Below are 16,697 nucleotides of genomic sequence, written 5' to 3'. Positions count from 1 at the left end.
ATGAAGATATCTATTTTAATGATACAACACGTCAATGGATTGAAGAATATTCTGGTAAACATCTTAGATTGAGGAGAAAAAAGTGAAAAATAAAGTCATTAGTAAATCAAGTTACAAACATTGGTTATCCAGTATTGTTTGTTTGGGGGTATTAGCTTTAGTCAGTCAAAATGCAGCTGCAGATGGTATGAGTGTTGGTGGCATGGCATCAGAAATTACATCATCATTTACAAACCTGACTAAACTCATAACCGCTGGTTCTTATTTAGCGGGTTTGGCATTTTCTATTGGTGCGATTATGAAATTTAAACAGCACAAAGATAACCCTACCCAAATTCCAATAGGAACACCCATTGCCTTAGTTTTTATTGCTGCTGGTTTATTATTCCTACCTTCTATTTTGGGAGTCACCGGAACAACCATGTTCGGCTCAAGTGGTGGTCAAACTGCTGGTCCTCTTGGTACCGTATATTCTAGTGGCAGCTAGAAAGACGTTGATGTACGATAATTTCAAAAATCCTCGCTCAGATGAACGGGGATTTTTACCTCATAAGTTCGACATCACTAATCTCATATGCAGATAAATCAACTAAACCGACTTGGACTAAAGGGTAAGGGATCTACGATTAATTGCTCTCCAGTTATCATTTCAGCAAGTAAACGCCCAGTAATAGGCCCTAGAGTCAAACCATGATGCCCATGGCCGAATGCAAACCAAAGCCCGCTATGACGCGGGGCTTGGCCGATAATTGGAAGCATATCTGGCGTGCAAGGCCTACATCCCATCCAGGGAAATTCATCAAGTCGTTCTGTGATGGGGAAAAGTGTGCGTGCGATAGGTTCTACTTGATTGAGTTGTACTGGAGTCTTTCTTGAATCACGTCTTGCAAATTCAACTCCTGTAGTTAAGCGAATCCCCCGCGACATAGGAGCTATTAGATAGCCCTTCTCAAAATCGAGTACTGGATGAATGAGTCTGGTATTTTGTTTCACACCATAATGCATATGGTAACCACGCTTAACCGCTAGTGGGAAGTGATATCCAAAACGGGAACAGAGAGCATCTGACCAAGGACCTAAAGCAATTACCACAGAATCAGTATTAATTTTGCCCTGTTCTGTGTTAATGGTCCATTGACTCGATAACGTGAGTGCATCACCAAAGAAAAAACGGCCACCGAGATGCTCAAAATAACGTGCATAAGCAGCAACTAGCCCGCCCGGATCGCTCACTGCTTCAGATTCCGTATAGTGCAGAGCACCCAATAAAGATGGATCAAGATCAGGCTCAGCACGGTGCAATGAATCGACATCCAGAACTTTAAATTGGATACCATATTCAGTCTTGCATTTTTCAGCAAACCGTATTTCTGCTTCTTGCTTTTTTGCTGTCCTAAACACCTTAAGCCATCCTTCTGAGTTCAATAAGTGCCTAACTCCTGCTGCTTCAGCAAGTAAATGGTGCTCAGTAACACTGTGTTGGATCAAAGTTGCATAGGAACAGGCAATTTTCGCATGACGTAATGAATGCGAATGAAACCAATATTTCCATAAAAAAGGGACAAGCTTTAATATCGATGCGAAGTGATATCTCACTTCAGGAGAGTAATTCAAAGCATACTTCATTAGAGAAGTAATATCTCTTGGAAATGCATAAGGATAAACGCCTTCACGTTGAATTAACCCAGCATTACCGAATGAAGTTCCTCTTCCTGGTAGAGTCGAATCGACCAAGGCTACCTCACGTCCTCGCATTTGCAAATGAACCGCAACCGATACGCCAATAATTCCACCACCAAGTACAACAGTATCAAATTTCATAAAACACGATCTCTCCTATAAATAAAGAAAGTAGAATAAATATTTTTTACTGTGCAAAACCAATAAGATTATAACCAACGAAACTAGAAAACGATAATCTTAGTAAACACTAATGGCTCTAAGTTACGTTTTTCCTACTTCCCGTGACTTATCCACGAGATCCAGAGATCTAATCCTAGCGCGAGATTTCTGTATCTCAACATCGGATGAGAAGTATTACCCTCAAAAGGCGTAAACGTAGTGCCATTATAGTAAACACCGGTTCTTCATTTTTTCTTGGGTAATAAATTGAGGAAAAATGTTAATGAACTACTATACTGTCAAAAAGTGGGGTTTTATTCCTACTTAATATTTTTTCAGGAGTGGTTTTATGACACGTCGCACTTCCAATGAAGAGTCCGATCAAGAGTTTGAGGAGTTCAGACAACAAATATCTCGAGTTCTTGATTTCATGACGTTTTCGCAATCTTATTCTTGCCCTAACATATGGCGACCACCAACAGATGTCTATGAAACAAATGGAGCTGTAATTGTAAAAACTGAAATCGCTGGGGTGAAACTTGATGAGGTTAACATCTCATTTATCGATCATGTATTAACGATCCAAGGAACAAGAATAGATACTGAAGCCAAATTGAATTATCATTGCCTTGAGATTCCATATGGCACTTTCCAAGTACGAATTCTAATTCAAGGATTGTATGATGAAGACAGCATCACCGCGAATTATAAGAATGGCTACTTATATGTGATTCTCCCCAAACACTATGCCCCATAAGTCAAATCGATTCATAAGACTCTGACATAAAATAACTAATTTATTAAATTTGATAAAAAATAAATAATAAAGCTGTATTAACTAAAATTTGTTTAATAATTATCCTAAAATGCATTAATAGAAGGAAAATAAATAAGGAGTCTCTATGGAGGTTCGAACAAACAAGGGAAAAACAGAAAAACAAGAACAAACGACCGAACTTAATATCCCATCCGAACTACCTATTTTAGCATTGCAGGGAGCCGTTATCTATCCAATGACTGTAATGCCCGTTAATATAAGCCAATCGCGATCGATTAAACTAGCCCACGATGTGACTATCGGCTCCTCACGTTTCATAGGAATAATGGCCATTAAAAATAATACCGTTGAAAATCCAAGTCCTATCGATATTTATACGATAGGTACCGCCTCATTAATACATCGACTCATTCACTTATCAGACAACTCGGTACAATTGATCGTACAAGGAATAGAAAAAGTTTGTATCAAAGAATTTACTTCAGTTGAACCTTACCTCAAAGCGCGTATTGCAGTTGCAATGGAACAATATACTAAAAATAAAGAAATTGAAGCCCTAATGCGAAATACTATTGGGTTATTACGTCATTTAATTTCATTATCGCCGCATTTATCAGAAGATTTATTAACAGTAGCACTCAACACCAACGATCCGCGCCAACTTGTCTATCTTATTGCAGCAAATTTTAGACAGGAGTTAAAAGACGCACAGGAGCTTTTGGAATTGAATAACGTTGAGGATAAGCTTATAAAACTCAATATGTTTTTAACTCGGGAGGTAGAAATTATTGAGTTAGGAAAAAAAATCCAATCTCAAGCACAAAACGAGTTGGATAAAGCGGAACGTTATTACATGCTTCGCGAACAATTGAAACAGATTAAAAAAGAACTGGGTGAAGAAGACGAACAGACTCTCGAAATCAGAGAGTATGAAAATAAAATTATCCAAGCTCATATGCCACAAGAAGCCGAAAAAGAGGCAACGCGTGAACTCAATCGAATGAAAGCAATGCATCCTTCCGCTGCCGAATATCAAGTGATTAAAACATATTTAGATTGGTTAGTTGAATTACCCTGGAATAAAACAACTGAAGATAATCTGGATATCGACTGTGCACGAAAAATACTTGATGAAGACCACTACAATTTGAAAGAAGTAAAAGTACGGATACTTGAATATCTGGCGGTACACAAACTACGCCTTGAGCGTAATGATAAATATCAATCTTATACAGGCTCTATTCTTTGCTTTGTTGGTCCTCCTGGGGTAGGCAAAACATCTCTGGGACAATCAATTGCACGCGCACTTGGCCGAAAATTTATCCGATTCTCTTTAGGGGGAATGCATGATGAAGGAGAAATTCGTGGACACCGGCGTACTTATATTGGAGCATTACCCGGTAGAATTATTCAATCGATTAAACGTGTCGAATCACGTAATCCGGTGATGATGTTGGATGAAGTAGATAAAGTAGGTGCAGATTTTCGTGGTGACCCTTCATCGGCTTTGCTTGAAGTCCTGGATCCCGCACAAAATAAGACTTTTTCTGATCATTATCTTGATGTGGATTTTGATCTGTCACAAGTCATTTTCATCTGCACAGCGAATCAACTTGATCCTATTCAACCAGCACTACGTGATCGTATGGAAATCATTACTCTTCCTGGTTATACAGATGATGAAAAGGTACATATCGCCACAAACTATCTGATCCCACGCCAGATTGAGGAAAATGGTTTAATACCGAAAGAAATTCACTTTAAGCGTGATGCTATTCTTTTGATGACTCATAACTATACACGTGAAGCAGGGGTTCGCAATTTAGAACGGGAAATTGGCTCAATCTGTCGCAAAGTTGCAACACGTATTGCAGAAAACAAAGTTAAATCAGTCATCATCACGAAAAATAAGGTTATAGAGTTACTTGGAAAACCTACGTTTTATTCTGAAATTGCTGAACGAACTACCATTCCAGGGGTTGCAACTGGCCTTGCAGTAACCTTAGGTGGCGGTGATATTTTATTTATTGAAGCTACGAAAATGCCAGGCTCTAAAACGTTTACAGTGACTGGGCAATTAGGCACAGTAATGAAAGAATCTGCTCAGGCGGCTCTTTCTTATGTTCGCTCCAAAGCACATCAACTTGGAATAGAAGACAAAATTTTTGAAAAAAGTGATATCCATCTTCATATTCCGGAAGGCGCAATCCCCAAAGATGGGCCTAGTGCTGGTGTTACAATGGCAACAGCACTTGCCTCACTGATGACAAATCGTTTAGTCAAAAGTGACGTTGGCATGACTGGTGAAATCACGTTAAGAGGGCGAGTGCTTCCAGTTGGTGGAATTAAGGAAAAGATTCTTGCTGCTCATCGGGCTGGTTTAAAAACCGTAATTCTTCCTAAACGTAACGATAAAGATTTAGATGATTTACCTGATAAAGTCCGCAAAGAAATGAAATTTATCTTTGCAAAAGATGTGAGTGATGTATTTGATGCAGCATTATGTCCGTCGGGCAATAATGATAAAGGTATGAAATAGCCATTCATTATCGAGTGATAGCGACTATAATCCCTCTTTAACTTATTTCCCATTTTGCTGTTAGCCTTATTCATGATAGAATAATAACTATACATTAGGGGTGCCTGCTTCACTATTTTGGCTGAGAGGATCCACCAACCCTTTGAACCTGATCTCATTAATCTGAGCGGAGGAAAATGTGTCCATTGTTATGCTTTCAGGTGTTGTTGCCTTTATTACTTCTTTTATTGGTTTATTGCCACAAATTGTTAAATCTTTAAAAACTCGATCAACTCAAGATCTTTCCATGGTGATGTTGATTAATTATCTAGTCTGTTCTTTGGCATGGATTATTTATGGAAGCAGCACCAATTCCTTTTTTGTAATCAGTTCTAATATAGTCGGCTTGGTTATAAGCTTGCTGCTTATTCTATTAAAAAAGCATTATGATGCCCGATGTAATTAATTTAAAGGGTTATCGGTCAATTTTATGCCTTAATGGTGATTTACCTGAGCCTGTCTTTTTCGTCACAATGAATTTACCCATCATCGCAGCTGATGGTGCAGCAAACCGCTTATTCGAGCGGGGTATTCATCCTAAGTTAATCATTGGAGATTTGGATTCTATCGACCCCTCTATCTTGGAAAGCTATCCTTTCCTGCATTTGCCCGATCAAGAAAGCAGCGACTATCAAAAAGCAATGTATTATTTAAACAATAATAACTTACTACCCGCAATTATTGTGGGAATAAACGGTGGTTTTTTGGATCATATACTGAATAATATTAATATCTTTATGACAACAGATTGTCTTTTATATTCACCACCAATGAGAGGCTTTGTACTCAGAGAAAAATCTCGGCGAAATTTTTCATTGCCCGTTCAAACAAAAATTTCATTAATAGGAATGCCTGCAGTAATCCTTTCCTCAAATGGTTTGCAATGGGAGCTTAATCATTCTCACCTTTCCTTTCCTGGCAAAACGTCATGTTTTAATCGAACACAATTACCAGAAATTATTTTAGAAACGCACCAAGGAGCAGCATTGGTTTTAATTTATGAACAAATAATCAAGGATGCAGGACTTTTGGAAAAGACCTAGCCCACTGCGAATCTTGGCCAAACATGGCCGCTCCCCTGATGGGGACTGACCTTCACCATTGACTTAAGGAATTGGCCGTCGTCCTCGCGAAAGCGGGGACCCATTTTGATAAGGCACAATGCTAAAATAGAAATAGATTTCCGCTTTCGCGAAAATGACGAAACCTTTAAGTCAATGGCAGTGGGGCCTTTTACACTCTTTCTCAATTTTTTATTTTTCAATCATTGTCTGATGTTCATTCAGCAAAGCGATGTGTCGTAAATCTAATTTAGCAATGATTTTCATCATCGTTGTATTATTGATTTTTCTTTGTTTTCTAAGAGTGCGTAATTCTTGATGTGCGCCCTCTAAAGCTGCGAACCGCAACTGCCGCTCAAAAGTTAAGGCGGAAATGCTTTCCAACTTTTCACTTTCTGTACCATGATTCGATATGATAAATTGATTAAAAGTATCCATGAGCTTATGCGCTACTTGATGGCAAAGTTCCTTTTCTTTTTCACTTACTTCATCGCATAAAACTTTCATTTTGTCTTTAATCGCTTCAACTGCGGCAAACGTTAAGGCAAGAACAGCTTCTTTTTCTTCATCTTGGCTTGGTTTATGGATGAGTTTTTTCAAACTGGGAGTAATTAAGGGCAAAATAATACTACTTATTAGTAAGGAACAAAGAACAACACCTATAACAAGAATAATGAGCAAGTGTCGTGCAGGAAAATCACTCCCATCATGCAGATAATGGGGTAATGATAAAATTGCAGCCAAGGCAATAGCACCTCGCACCCCCCCTAAAGAGACAGTACTAATTATTCTTAAACTCGGAAAACGCCAGGAAGTATGATTACGCTTGGAAATTAAAGCTTCAAAAGGCAAGGTTAAATAAATCCACAATGTACGTAACAATATCAATGTTAAAGTGATCACTACCACAATCATAATACATTCTGATAAAGTGTAGCCTGTGTCCTCAAGTAATTTGATTGATTTAGGTAAATACAACCCTAAAAGGATAAAAATAATCCCATTTAGGGTAATGTCTAAAACCCCCCAAACAAAATGGCCTTCGATACGCATTGTGGCCAAAGTTCTTTCCAAAAATCCAGCCCTATCAATAGTAAAGCCAGCAGAGACAGCAGCCAATATTCCCGAAAATCCTAGCTTTTCGGCAGCAAGATAAACAGTAAAGGGAAGAAGCAGTAATAGTAAATTTTCAGTAGTAGTTTCATGGGTACTGTTGTGTGTCAATTTTCCAAGAATGGAAATAAAAGCATAAGTAAGAATTGCTCCAACTGCTATCCCGCCAAAGCCAACTAATATAAGACTGAATACGGCACTTTTAAATGAAAAAAAACCGGTTAACATCGCCGCGACTGCTAGCTTAAAGGAGACCAAACCCGAAGCATCATTTAATAGTGCTTCACCTTGGAGAATATGCATAATTCGCTCCGGAATACGCACTCCTTTAGTCATCGATCTAAGTGCCACAGCATCGGTTGGAGAAAGTGCTGCTGCCAATGCAAAAGCAGCAGGCAATGGTATAACAGGAACTAACCAGTGCACTAAATACCCCACGCCCGCTACCGTAAAAAATACTAATCCAATGGATAAGGTCACTATAGGTCTGGTATAGAGTAAAAACTCGCGTTTAGGAAAATGCCAACTGTCATTAAATAACAAAGGAGGAATAAACAGCAGCATAAACAGTTCGGGATTTAATTTTACATGGATGTTGGGTAATAAAAAGGCAATAATACATCCCAAAACAATTTGAAGTAATGGGAGTGGTAATTTAGGAACAAAACGCGTTATTACCCCAGACAATACTGTTAAAAAAAGTAGAATTAAACAGAATAAAGCACCTTCCATACTTCTTGTCGCTCCTAAAAATCATTTGAGCTCATAAAACTTAGGAATTAATGGCTGCTGTAATTACTTGATTATTATGCATAATACACAGCAAATGATCCCATTTGGTTGCGTTAAGCCCATATTTTACATTATCTTATCAAAAACTCATATTAAAGCAGGCTAACAGTAGATTTTCAAGCAATAGCTTAGGCTCTGTTAGCCAGTATGGTATAAAACACGATACACTTGGATTTATATCTCGGATGTATGCCCCCAAATACATTAAAAATGCATTGTAATGAAACAATCTTACCCACGCCTATAAACCTTGAACAATAATTTCATACAAATAAAATCGTGTTTCACTTAAGATTTCCTTAATAATATAGATTTATATTTACCAAGAACTCAATTGAGAGGAGCTTAAATGAAATTTGAAAACTCAATGTTTGAAGAACGCTACAATGACTATTGGAATAAAAATGTTGTGGCATTAGATAATCTAATTCGCAATGTCTCATTAGGTTTTAGCCTATTTGATAATAATGTTAATATTCCTGCATTGATTGAAGCATATCAGCAACATGTGAAGAATATTTTAGCAAACCTTGCTAGACAAGCTTCTATGTTTGAGGATAAAGAGTATGTTCAGCAATATATTAAGAATACTATTGATCAAGCTATTGAAGATCTTAACTTGTATGAAGATGTATTTCCTAAGTATAAGAATATTTCTGAAAAATTCATCGAAACAATTGGACTCGAACTTTCTGAAGTACAATTAAATAAACCACCTGTTTTCTAATTCAATCAGTAGAGCCGCACAGAAAATTAGTGGTGTTGACATTTACTCCACCGGATTACGTTCGTAACTGGATCCCGTATAAATGCTACGCATTTTTACGGGGCAACGTTCGTTTAGCGAATAAAAGACATTTCTATGTCTTTTATGTCGAACTAACGTTAGTTTTAATGTTATAGTTGAATGCACGCAACAAAACCATTAAAAAAACATGCAAGAAATTACAATTTATCACAATCCCCGATGCTCCAAGTCACGACAAACAGTAGAACTGCTTCAAAGTAAAGGGATTAACCTTGTCATTATTGAATATCTCAAAACACCATTGAACATGGAACAATTGAAAACATTACGATCTCATTTTATCCTTAAAGACTTTGTTCGAACTAACGAACCTATTTTTAAAAAATTAGAATTATCACTGGATAATGAAGTTGAAGTTCTGCAAGCCATGCAAAAAGAACCTATTTTAATGCAACGGCCAATTATTACCTTTAAGAACAAAGCCATCATAGGCCGTCCTCCAGAAAAAGTCCTCGAGTTGTTTGATTAACTGGAATTCGACGTAAAAAACAGTTCCATGCTTTTTGCGTCGAACTCTATTTTTCAGCATGATATCCCATCAATACAATTAATTTGTCAAAATAGTTTCTTAATTTAATGATCCTATTGGATAATTAAAAAAGATTTGCATCCAGGGAGCGTTTCAGATAGCTTCTCCTCTAGCACAGAAAAAAAGCTATTTTATCATTGGAATTAATTTAGGATATGGAATGAAACAGATAATCAAATTTGGATTTATTTTGAGCCTTATAAGTAAAAGTGCTTTTAGTTTAGAACCCGTGCAAGGTTTTTATTTTGGCTTATTAGGCCAAATCAGTCATGCTCCTAATACAGACCTTAGCTTTACTATTAACAACGTACCCTACAGTGGGGAAGTTACCTTAGGACCAATTGGCGGGGGAGTTGGTACCTCAATTGGATATAAAATACAAAACTTCAGGCTTGAGGGGGAATTTCTCTATAATATAAACAATTACGGGGAGTTTCAAATAGGGACTTGTACGCTCATTAGTCCTACTGTAGTTGGCCCCGAAGGAATATGCCCTGCTTATATTGAAGATAATGGTTTAGGCTTTAATGGTAACACTATGGGTTTTTATGGGCTATTTAATGTATTTTATGATTTTATGCCCTCTGATCCTGATAAATATTTTGTCCCTTATCTAGGATTGGGCTTGGGAGGGGCAATCATCAGAAATCAAGGGAACATCGAATCCACCAAGTATTCTGGAGTTGATCCTGCGATCACATTCACCTCAAATAACTCGCAGGGTGGTTTTGCACTACAAGGAATAGTAGGCTTTAATTATTACCTTGATGACTTTACAACCTTGGGCTTAGATTTTCGATATGTTTCGGCAATGATAAGCAACAACAATAATAACAGCAGCAATTCTCAGTTTGGTATAAGTACCATAAACCTCGTATTTAATTTTGCTCTTGAAAAAGGTAATGGTTGAGTTGCAAATGCAGCTCAACATCTTCTTCTAAAATAATCTCATAGAAAAACTGTATTTAAAATCAAATGAAGAAAAAAAGCAAGGGTTGTGAAATATTTACCCATGTGTTAGGATTTCTTCATACATCATTTTTTTGAATTATATTGAGCTTTTAATGATCTCTATAAACAGTACAGCAAGGTTTTCTTGTTCCAGTAACCCCTGGCGTACTGTATTGTCTATTCTCTCCACATCCTTTTCTAAAAATATAATTACTGAGATTAATATTATTCGCCTGTCTTAACGGTGAGCGAATTTCTAAAGCCCGTTAAGACAGGGGCTCTCTAAGGCCACGCTCGCTCAGTGAGTCTTCCAGTAAGCAAACTCCCTAACTCATGTAAAGAGAGATGAATCATGTTAATGTCTTTAGAGAAGAAAAATACAAAATCTATTGTAGTCTACCCTGTTATTGTTATCAGTTTAGCCGCTTGCTTTCTTTTTTATAAATATGTGTTACAAATTTTTCCTAGTATTATCACCGAGCCCTTAATGAAGCAATTTCATTTGACCGGCACAGGACTTGGAAATTTAGCTGCTACTTTTTATTATTCTTATACAGTTACCCAATTATTCGTCGGTATTCTACTCGACAAGTACGGTACTCGCCAATTTACCTCGATCGCTATTTTCTGCTGTGCATTTGGTGTACTTTTATTTTCTACCGCGGAAACTTTATCTGTAGCAGTTATCGCTCGTGCATTAATGGGAGTTGGAGTTGCTTTTGCTACAGTCTCTTATATGAAGCTCGCAGCGGACTGGTTTTCTCCAAAACAATATGCCTTTGTGAGTGGGCTTTTAGCTACAGCAGCTATGGCAGGCGCTGTTTTTGGCCAAGCACCTTTAGCGTGGTTTATTGCTCATTTTGGATGGCGCCAATGTTTATTTAGTGTAGGTGTTTCCGGAGTGATCTTATCCTGTTTGTTTTTTATGGTGGTACGCGATCGTCCAAGCGCCCTAAGAATGACCATCACTAGAGCACCAATTTCATTTAAAGAGGTACTTCAGGTCATTAAGAGCAAACAAAATTGGCTGCTAACCTTATACAGTGGTCTTGCTTTCTCACCTATTGCTGTATTCGGTGGTCTTTGGGGAAATCCATTTTTAGAAGAAGCTTATCACTTAAGTAAAACACAATCAGCCTCCCTAATCTCATTAGTTTTTGTAGGGTTAGGTCTAGGAAGCCCCATTCTTGGACTGTTATCCGATCGCTTAGGTAAACGGCAGTATGTCATGTTATTTAGCACTTTAGCATCAACTGCCGCCCTAACATTAGTCCTATATTGCCATACATTATCGCTCACCGCTTTAAGTGTACTGTTGTTTTTATTTGGCTTCGGGCTTGGATCATTTATGTTGGTTTTTGCTATGGGAAAAGAAATAAATTCTGTAGCATTGACAGCAACTGTTATTGCTATGATCAATACTAGCGATGCTATTTTTGATGCACTCACAGAACCCCTCATCGGGAAATTATTGGATATGGGCTGGGAGGGTGGTATCGTAAATGGTGTCCACCAATTTTCGCTCTCAAGCTATCATTTGGCGCTATCACTATTGCCCATTTATTTAATAGTAGGTTCTCTTTTATTGCTGTGGGTAAAAGAACCTATTAAAGAAACTTAGTAACTAATTGATATGCTTTTGATTGCGATTTCTTGATCTGGAGTTTATATGAGTTCGATATAATAAATAATGTATTTTTTATATCGAACTGCTTTTGTGTGGAATTGGAACTAAATATAGATAATTTATACTTTGTTAATGCTTTGTTTTTCCTTGAGCTTTCCCCATTAACCAATCTATACTGACCTCAAGTTCATTAGCAATCTTTTGCATCGAATTAGAATCTAAAACGACAACACCATTTAACAGAGCTTCAATTTTAAATTTTGGAACTTGAAATAGTGTAGCACATACATGAACTCGCTCTGTCATTAAGGCAGGGACACCAAGTTCATCTAGCTCGCTGTTCAAACGTTCAGTTAGTTTTTTGTTTGACATAGTAGTCTCCTCTTGGCTTTTTTTCAGTTTAAGGCAATAAAGCTTAAGGATTAATTAACAAATATATTCTTTACAGAAAAATTACGAATCTAAAAATAAAGCAAAAATCCTGTTGAATTCAATAGATAAAATTGAACTGTAATCATGCCAGCAAGGCATCAGCATTACATTGAAATCCATGATCTATTTTTGATTGATCCAGTTATAAAACAGAAATTATAAAAAGAGTTTTTCCTAAATCGATTTTTTAGCGAGTCGCTTAAAAATATATTTGGGCAATAATAACCAATATTGGCCTTCATTCTTCATATGTTCACCTAAAAATGTGGCCAGTTTACCTGAACCCCAATAAATATCGCCGCGCATAAACCCACGAATTGCTCCACCTGTATCTTGAGCAATCATAAGACGTTGCAATTGCTTTTCATCCTCTTGATTTTTATCGGGTCGAGTTGTATCTAACCAAAGAGGGGCACCAAGCGGAATCCATTTTTTATCCACAGCTAAGGAGTAACCCGGTGTAAGGGCCATTCCTTGAGCTCCAAGAGCCATAGGTTTCTTTACATCCTCAAAAAAAACAAAAGACTTATTTTTATGTAGAATATTTTTTGCTTGTTCAGGATGCTCTTCTAAATAGCGTATTATAGCCGTTTTAGATGCAGTATCTCGAGTCATAATCCCTTGCTTTATCATTATCTTAGCAATTGAAGTATAGGGAGCGCCATTCTCACCTGCATACCCCAAATAGATATTCTCACCATTAGGCAGTTTGATAACTCCTGCACCTTCAATTTCTAAAAAAAGCCGCTCAGCAGGACTATGAATCCAAGCGATCACTGGTGCTTTTTTCTTAAGAGCCCCATTATCTATTTGTGCACGAGTATATGAGGTTGTCCCATCTTTTGGCAATCCATAAATGGGTGTATTGTACTTAGAGCTTTTCTTTAGGTTTCCCTTTATTTGTGGCATATAATAGCCCGTAAATAAGCTTTGAGAAGATTTTTTTTGTTTCAACTCAATAGGGTGAAACCATTTTTCAAAAAATATTTTTGCTGACTCTTCTGAGATAGAATCAAGTGCCAAAGCAGCCTTACACACTGGATGCCAATCTCGAGCTTTCAATTTGAGATGTCGAGTACCGATGGGATGAGAGGGTTCCTGCTTCAAAAACACATTGCATGAAGTTTGAAATGCTAATAAAGATTTTTTAACATCTGCTTGATCCCAACCAGGTAATTCTTCAAAAGATACTTTTGTTAAAGCTATATTTTTTCTTTTTATAGTTACCTTTTTCGAAACAACCTTTTTTGCACTAACTTTTTGGGAGTTAACATGTTCCGTATTAACCTTTTTTAAGGTATGCTCAAACGGAGCGCTTTGTTCAACAACCATTTTAGCGCTCTTAAGGGCATTATCTTCCACCAAAACTGTCTTTACAGGTTCAGTTTTAATAACCACCTTTTTAGGATTCTGCGGTTTCTCTTGAACTTGAAGCCTATTATGATTATAAGACGACAATCCAACGAAACTTATCGTAAGACAACTAATACCGCATATTGTGTAAATTAATTTCCTACTCATAGCGACACAAGGTTTACATAAGATGCGTTCTAAATCAACAATTTTTCATATTCTATCTCAATATTTACTTATTATTATAAAAATAAAATCTATTAGTAAAAAATATATGCAGATAAAGCAATGAGTTTTTACACCTCTAATAAGCACAAGATCCAATTAAAAATAAGCCTTCTATGAACGAGTAAAAAACCGCAATTTAAAATTACCTAGCTTTTTTAAAATTCATCTTCCACAATAGGAACCAAAAAGAAAGATCCTATTTATCGGATATGAGATATAATCCAGCTTGAAACCAATCAACACCGTACCCAATTATTCTATTTATTGATATAAGGAAATACTATGTCAAATACAACCGCAAAAATAGTACGTTTTCATAAAACGGGTAATCCGGAAGTATTAAAACTAGAGGAAATGGCTTTACCAGAACCGGATAATGGAGAAGTACGACTGCGCGTACATGCCATTGGTTTAAATCGAGCGGAAGTTATGTTTCGACTCGGACACTACCTGATTGCGCCCCAATTCCCCTCTAAAATTGGTTATGAAGCATCTGGTATTGTTGAAGCTGTAGGACCAGGTGTTGATAAGAACATGCTAGGCAAAAAATTGAGCTCTGTACCTTGTTTTGATCTCGGAAAATATGGTGTTTATGGTGAAGTAGCTCTTTTACCTGCTGATGCTCTTGCAACCTACCCCGAAGAACTTTCTTTCGTTGAGGCAACTTCTATTTGGATGCAATATATGACTGCTTACGGTGCCCTTGTTCACTATGGTAAAGTTACGAAGGGAGATTATGTTTTAATTACAGCGGCCAGCAGCAGTGTTGGTATCGCTGCAATTGAGATTACACGTGCTCAAGGAGCAATAAGTATTGCAACAACTCGAACACAAGCAAAAAAAGAAGAACTACTTAAGCTTGGTGCAGATCATGTAATTGTTACAAATGATGAAGATTTACCCACTCGTGTAAAAGAGCTCACCAACGGTCAAGGTGCACGAATAATTTTTGATCCGGTTGCGGGCAAAGGTATCGAAAAACTTGCTGAAGCAGCCGCCGAAAAAGGAATCATCTTTGTTTATGGTAATTTATCCAACGAATCCACCATGCCTTACCCTCTTTTTACTGCTTTAAGCAAAGGCCTTTCGATACGTGGCTATACTCTGTTTGAACTCAGCACCAATCCCAAATTAAGGGAAGAAGCAGAAAAATACATTTTTGAACATATTAGACAAGGGAATTTTAAGCCAAGAATTGCACGTATCTTTTCTTTAGATCAAATCGTTGAAGCACATCAATATATGGAATCTAACGAACAAATTGGAAAAATCGTTGTGAAGGTCCAATGAATAATTATCGGACAGTAGCTATGTAATAGCTACTGTTTAATTAACGTGGGTTCGGGGACATAAAAAATAAGTGATTTTTTATATCGAACTTCTACAACACAGCCTCATTCTTTTTTCTAGGTTTAATGTAACTGATGGGTACTCACCTCTTCATGTTCATCAGATGCAGCTTCTTCTTGATTCATAAGCATAATAAACATCTGTAACAATACTTGGGTTGGCTCACCCTCCTCCCCCATTGACTGCGGTATCATATAAAATACTGCCATAGCGGGAATGAGTTGATTGGGATTTAGTTCTTCCTGGTTAACATCATTTTGACGAGCTGCTCGAATAAACATAGGGCGGAAGAAAAAAGTATGGGGAATTGCTCCTTCTTGTCTTAGTAAGTCTTGCATGGTCTGTTCAGCCCACTCATTTTTTAATTCTTCTTTAATAGCACTATTAAAAGGATTAGGTTTTACCTTATTAGGATCAAAATCAAAAAATTTTATTACTTGTTCTAAGGACAAAGGTTTTGTAGTTAACTTGTCTTCTTCAAAAAGGACTTTATCGTCTAAGAGCCCCATTAGCGTTTTTATAGGAATAGGCCAATATTCAGTTGCATGGGTCGTTGGATCACCAGGTAATTTATCTAACCCCGACGACACTCCTTTAATACTGAATGTATTATCACTAAGCTTAATCAAGTAAATACAGGTAGTTTCATCCAGTAACGTATCTTCTTGCATAATCGGATCGAAATAGGTTGGCATAATATTATTCCTTTAGTTTTTATTTGACCTAAAATGCAATTTATACGATCAATTTGATGTATGCAATACTTTTTCAACAGGATACAATCAAAAAGTATTTATTATGGATTGTATTGATATTAAATGAACTTATGACAATTGCCTAAAATAATTATTAATAGAACTGTCATTTAGACACTTAAACATGTATTTTAGAGTGCACACCTTACAAAACTCTAAAAAATCAATTTGCGGATTAATTTTCAGAAAGATAAAAGCTATCTTCGTAGTTATCTCAACATAATAAATTAATGTGATGTATAGATATTCCCGCCTGCGCACATAGACATCAACTTAGGAAAAATTACTATCACTTTTGTGGAGGGTGATATTTAGAAGAGTGTCACCCTCTGCGGACGCAGGGGGTCTATTGAAGTATGCTGCAAAATGAAGTTTCTAACAAGAGGATTGTTACTTTTAGACCTTCCGCTTTTGCAGAAGGTGACGTTTGAGCTGAATCGTCTACACATCTTGTCTATCGCAAATAAAACAGGATCCAATTATTTTTTTGCAGAAGGAGA

General features: G+C 37.0%; 15 protein-coding genes and 1 riboswitch. Of the genes, 10 read left to right on the top strand and 5 right to left on the bottom strand.

Annotated features, from left to right (window positions below; translation table 11 throughout):
• Positions 1-82: 82 nt before the first annotated feature.
• Positions 83-487 (top strand): hypothetical protein, encoded by a 405-nt coding sequence (locus tag Lgra_RS12680; RefSeq protein ID WP_058499649.1) that lies wholly within the window; start codon positions 83-85, stop codon positions 485-487.
• 98 nt (positions 488-585) lie between these two features.
• Here Lgra_RS12680 and Lgra_RS12675 read toward each other — a convergent pair whose 3' ends face one another.
• Positions 586-1,821: an NAD(P)/FAD-dependent oxidoreductase gene (locus Lgra_RS12675; RefSeq protein WP_058499648.1), complete on the bottom strand. Its 1,236-nt coding sequence runs from the start codon at positions 1,819-1,821 to the stop codon at positions 586-588.
• Between the two features lie 370 nt (positions 1,822-2,191).
• Here Lgra_RS12675 and Lgra_RS12670 point away from each other — a divergent pair, with 370 nt between their 5' ends.
• The 4 genes from Lgra_RS12670 to Lgra_RS12655 all read left to right on the top strand — a co-directional run bounded on the left by Lgra_RS12670 (position 2,192) and on the right by Lgra_RS12655 (position 6,241).
• Complete coding sequence (locus Lgra_RS12670; RefSeq protein WP_058499647.1) at positions 2,192-2,599, top strand: Hsp20/alpha crystallin family protein; 408 nt, start codon at positions 2,192-2,194, stop codon at positions 2,597-2,599.
• 145 nt (positions 2,600-2,744) lie between these two features.
• Entirely contained in the window at positions 2,745-5,159 is a 2,415-nt protein-coding gene (gene lon / locus Lgra_RS12665) for an endopeptidase La (protein ID WP_058499646.1), read from the top strand.
• A gap of 86 nt (positions 5,160-5,245) precedes the next feature.
• A riboswitch (TPP riboswitch) is annotated at positions 5,246-5,351 on the top strand.
• Positions 5,338-5,604, top strand: coding sequence for a SemiSWEET family sugar transporter (locus tag Lgra_RS12660; protein WP_058499645.1), 267 nt, complete (start codon positions 5,338-5,340; stop codon positions 5,602-5,604). (Overlaps the previous riboswitch by 14 nt.)
• Complete coding sequence (locus tag Lgra_RS12655; protein WP_058499644.1) at positions 5,588-6,241, top strand: thiamine diphosphokinase; 654 nt, start codon at positions 5,588-5,590, stop codon at positions 6,239-6,241. The genes Lgra_RS12660 and Lgra_RS12655 overlap by 17 nt, the downstream gene beginning before the upstream one ends.
• A gap of 210 nt (positions 6,242-6,451) precedes the next feature.
• Here Lgra_RS12655 and Lgra_RS12645 read toward each other — a convergent pair whose 3' ends face one another.
• Complete coding sequence (locus Lgra_RS12645; RefSeq protein ID WP_058499642.1) at positions 6,452-8,104, bottom strand: Na+/H+ antiporter; 1,653 nt, start codon at positions 8,102-8,104, stop codon at positions 6,452-6,454.
• Between the two features lie 409 nt (positions 8,105-8,513).
• Here Lgra_RS12645 and Lgra_RS12640 point away from each other — a divergent pair, with 409 nt between their 5' ends.
• From Lgra_RS12640 to Lgra_RS12625, 4 genes are all read left to right on the top strand, one after another.
• A complete protein-coding gene (locus Lgra_RS12640; RefSeq protein WP_058499641.1) occupies positions 8,514-8,891 on the top strand; it encodes a hypothetical protein in 378 nt (125 codons plus the stop codon).
• A gap of 208 nt (positions 8,892-9,099) precedes the next feature.
• Entirely contained in the window at positions 9,100-9,441 is a 342-nt protein-coding gene (arsC, locus tag Lgra_RS12635) for an arsenate reductase (glutaredoxin) (RefSeq protein ID WP_058499640.1), read from the top strand.
• A 220-nt stretch (positions 9,442-9,661) separates the two neighbouring features.
• Positions 9,662-10,411, top strand: coding sequence for an outer membrane beta-barrel protein (locus Lgra_RS12630; RefSeq protein WP_058499639.1), 750 nt, complete (start codon positions 9,662-9,664; stop codon positions 10,409-10,411).
• Between the two features lie 393 nt (positions 10,412-10,804).
• Positions 10,805-12,073 (top strand): MFS transporter, encoded by a 1,269-nt coding sequence (locus tag Lgra_RS12625; protein WP_058499638.1) that lies wholly within the window; start codon positions 10,805-10,807, stop codon positions 12,071-12,073.
• A 135-nt stretch (positions 12,074-12,208) separates the two neighbouring features.
• On the opposite strand, the gene Lgra_RS12620 is transcribed toward Lgra_RS12625, so the two are convergent.
• Both Lgra_RS12620 and mltA read right to left on the bottom strand, forming a co-directional pair.
• Positions 12,209-12,451, bottom strand: coding sequence for a hypothetical protein (locus tag Lgra_RS12620; protein ID WP_058499637.1), 243 nt, complete (start codon positions 12,449-12,451; stop codon positions 12,209-12,211).
• Positions 12,452-12,685: 234 nt separating this feature from the next.
• The gene (gene mltA / locus Lgra_RS12615; protein WP_238584446.1) at positions 12,686-13,843 is read right to left on the bottom strand and encodes a murein transglycosylase A; all 1,158 of its coding nucleotides are present in this window, start codon (positions 13,841-13,843) and stop codon (positions 12,686-12,688) included.
• 531 nt (positions 13,844-14,374) lie between these two features.
• On the opposite strand from mltA, the gene Lgra_RS12610 reads away from it, so the two are divergent.
• Positions 14,375-15,382, top strand: coding sequence for a zinc-dependent alcohol dehydrogenase family protein (locus Lgra_RS12610; RefSeq protein WP_058499635.1), 1,008 nt, complete (start codon positions 14,375-14,377; stop codon positions 15,380-15,382).
• Between the two features lie 122 nt (positions 15,383-15,504).
• On the opposite strand, the gene Lgra_RS12605 is transcribed toward Lgra_RS12610, so the two are convergent.
• Positions 15,505-16,137 (bottom strand): hypothetical protein, encoded by a 633-nt coding sequence (locus Lgra_RS12605; protein WP_058499634.1) that lies wholly within the window; start codon positions 16,135-16,137, stop codon positions 15,505-15,507.
• Positions 16,138-16,697: the final 560 nt, after the last annotated feature.

Source organism: Legionella gratiana, from assembly GCF_001467695.1.
Taxonomy (GTDB): Bacteria; Pseudomonadota; Gammaproteobacteria; order Legionellales; family Legionellaceae; genus Legionella; species Legionella gratiana.
Note: the sequence above shows the minus strand (reverse complement) of the source record. Positions and strands in the feature narration are given on the sequence as shown.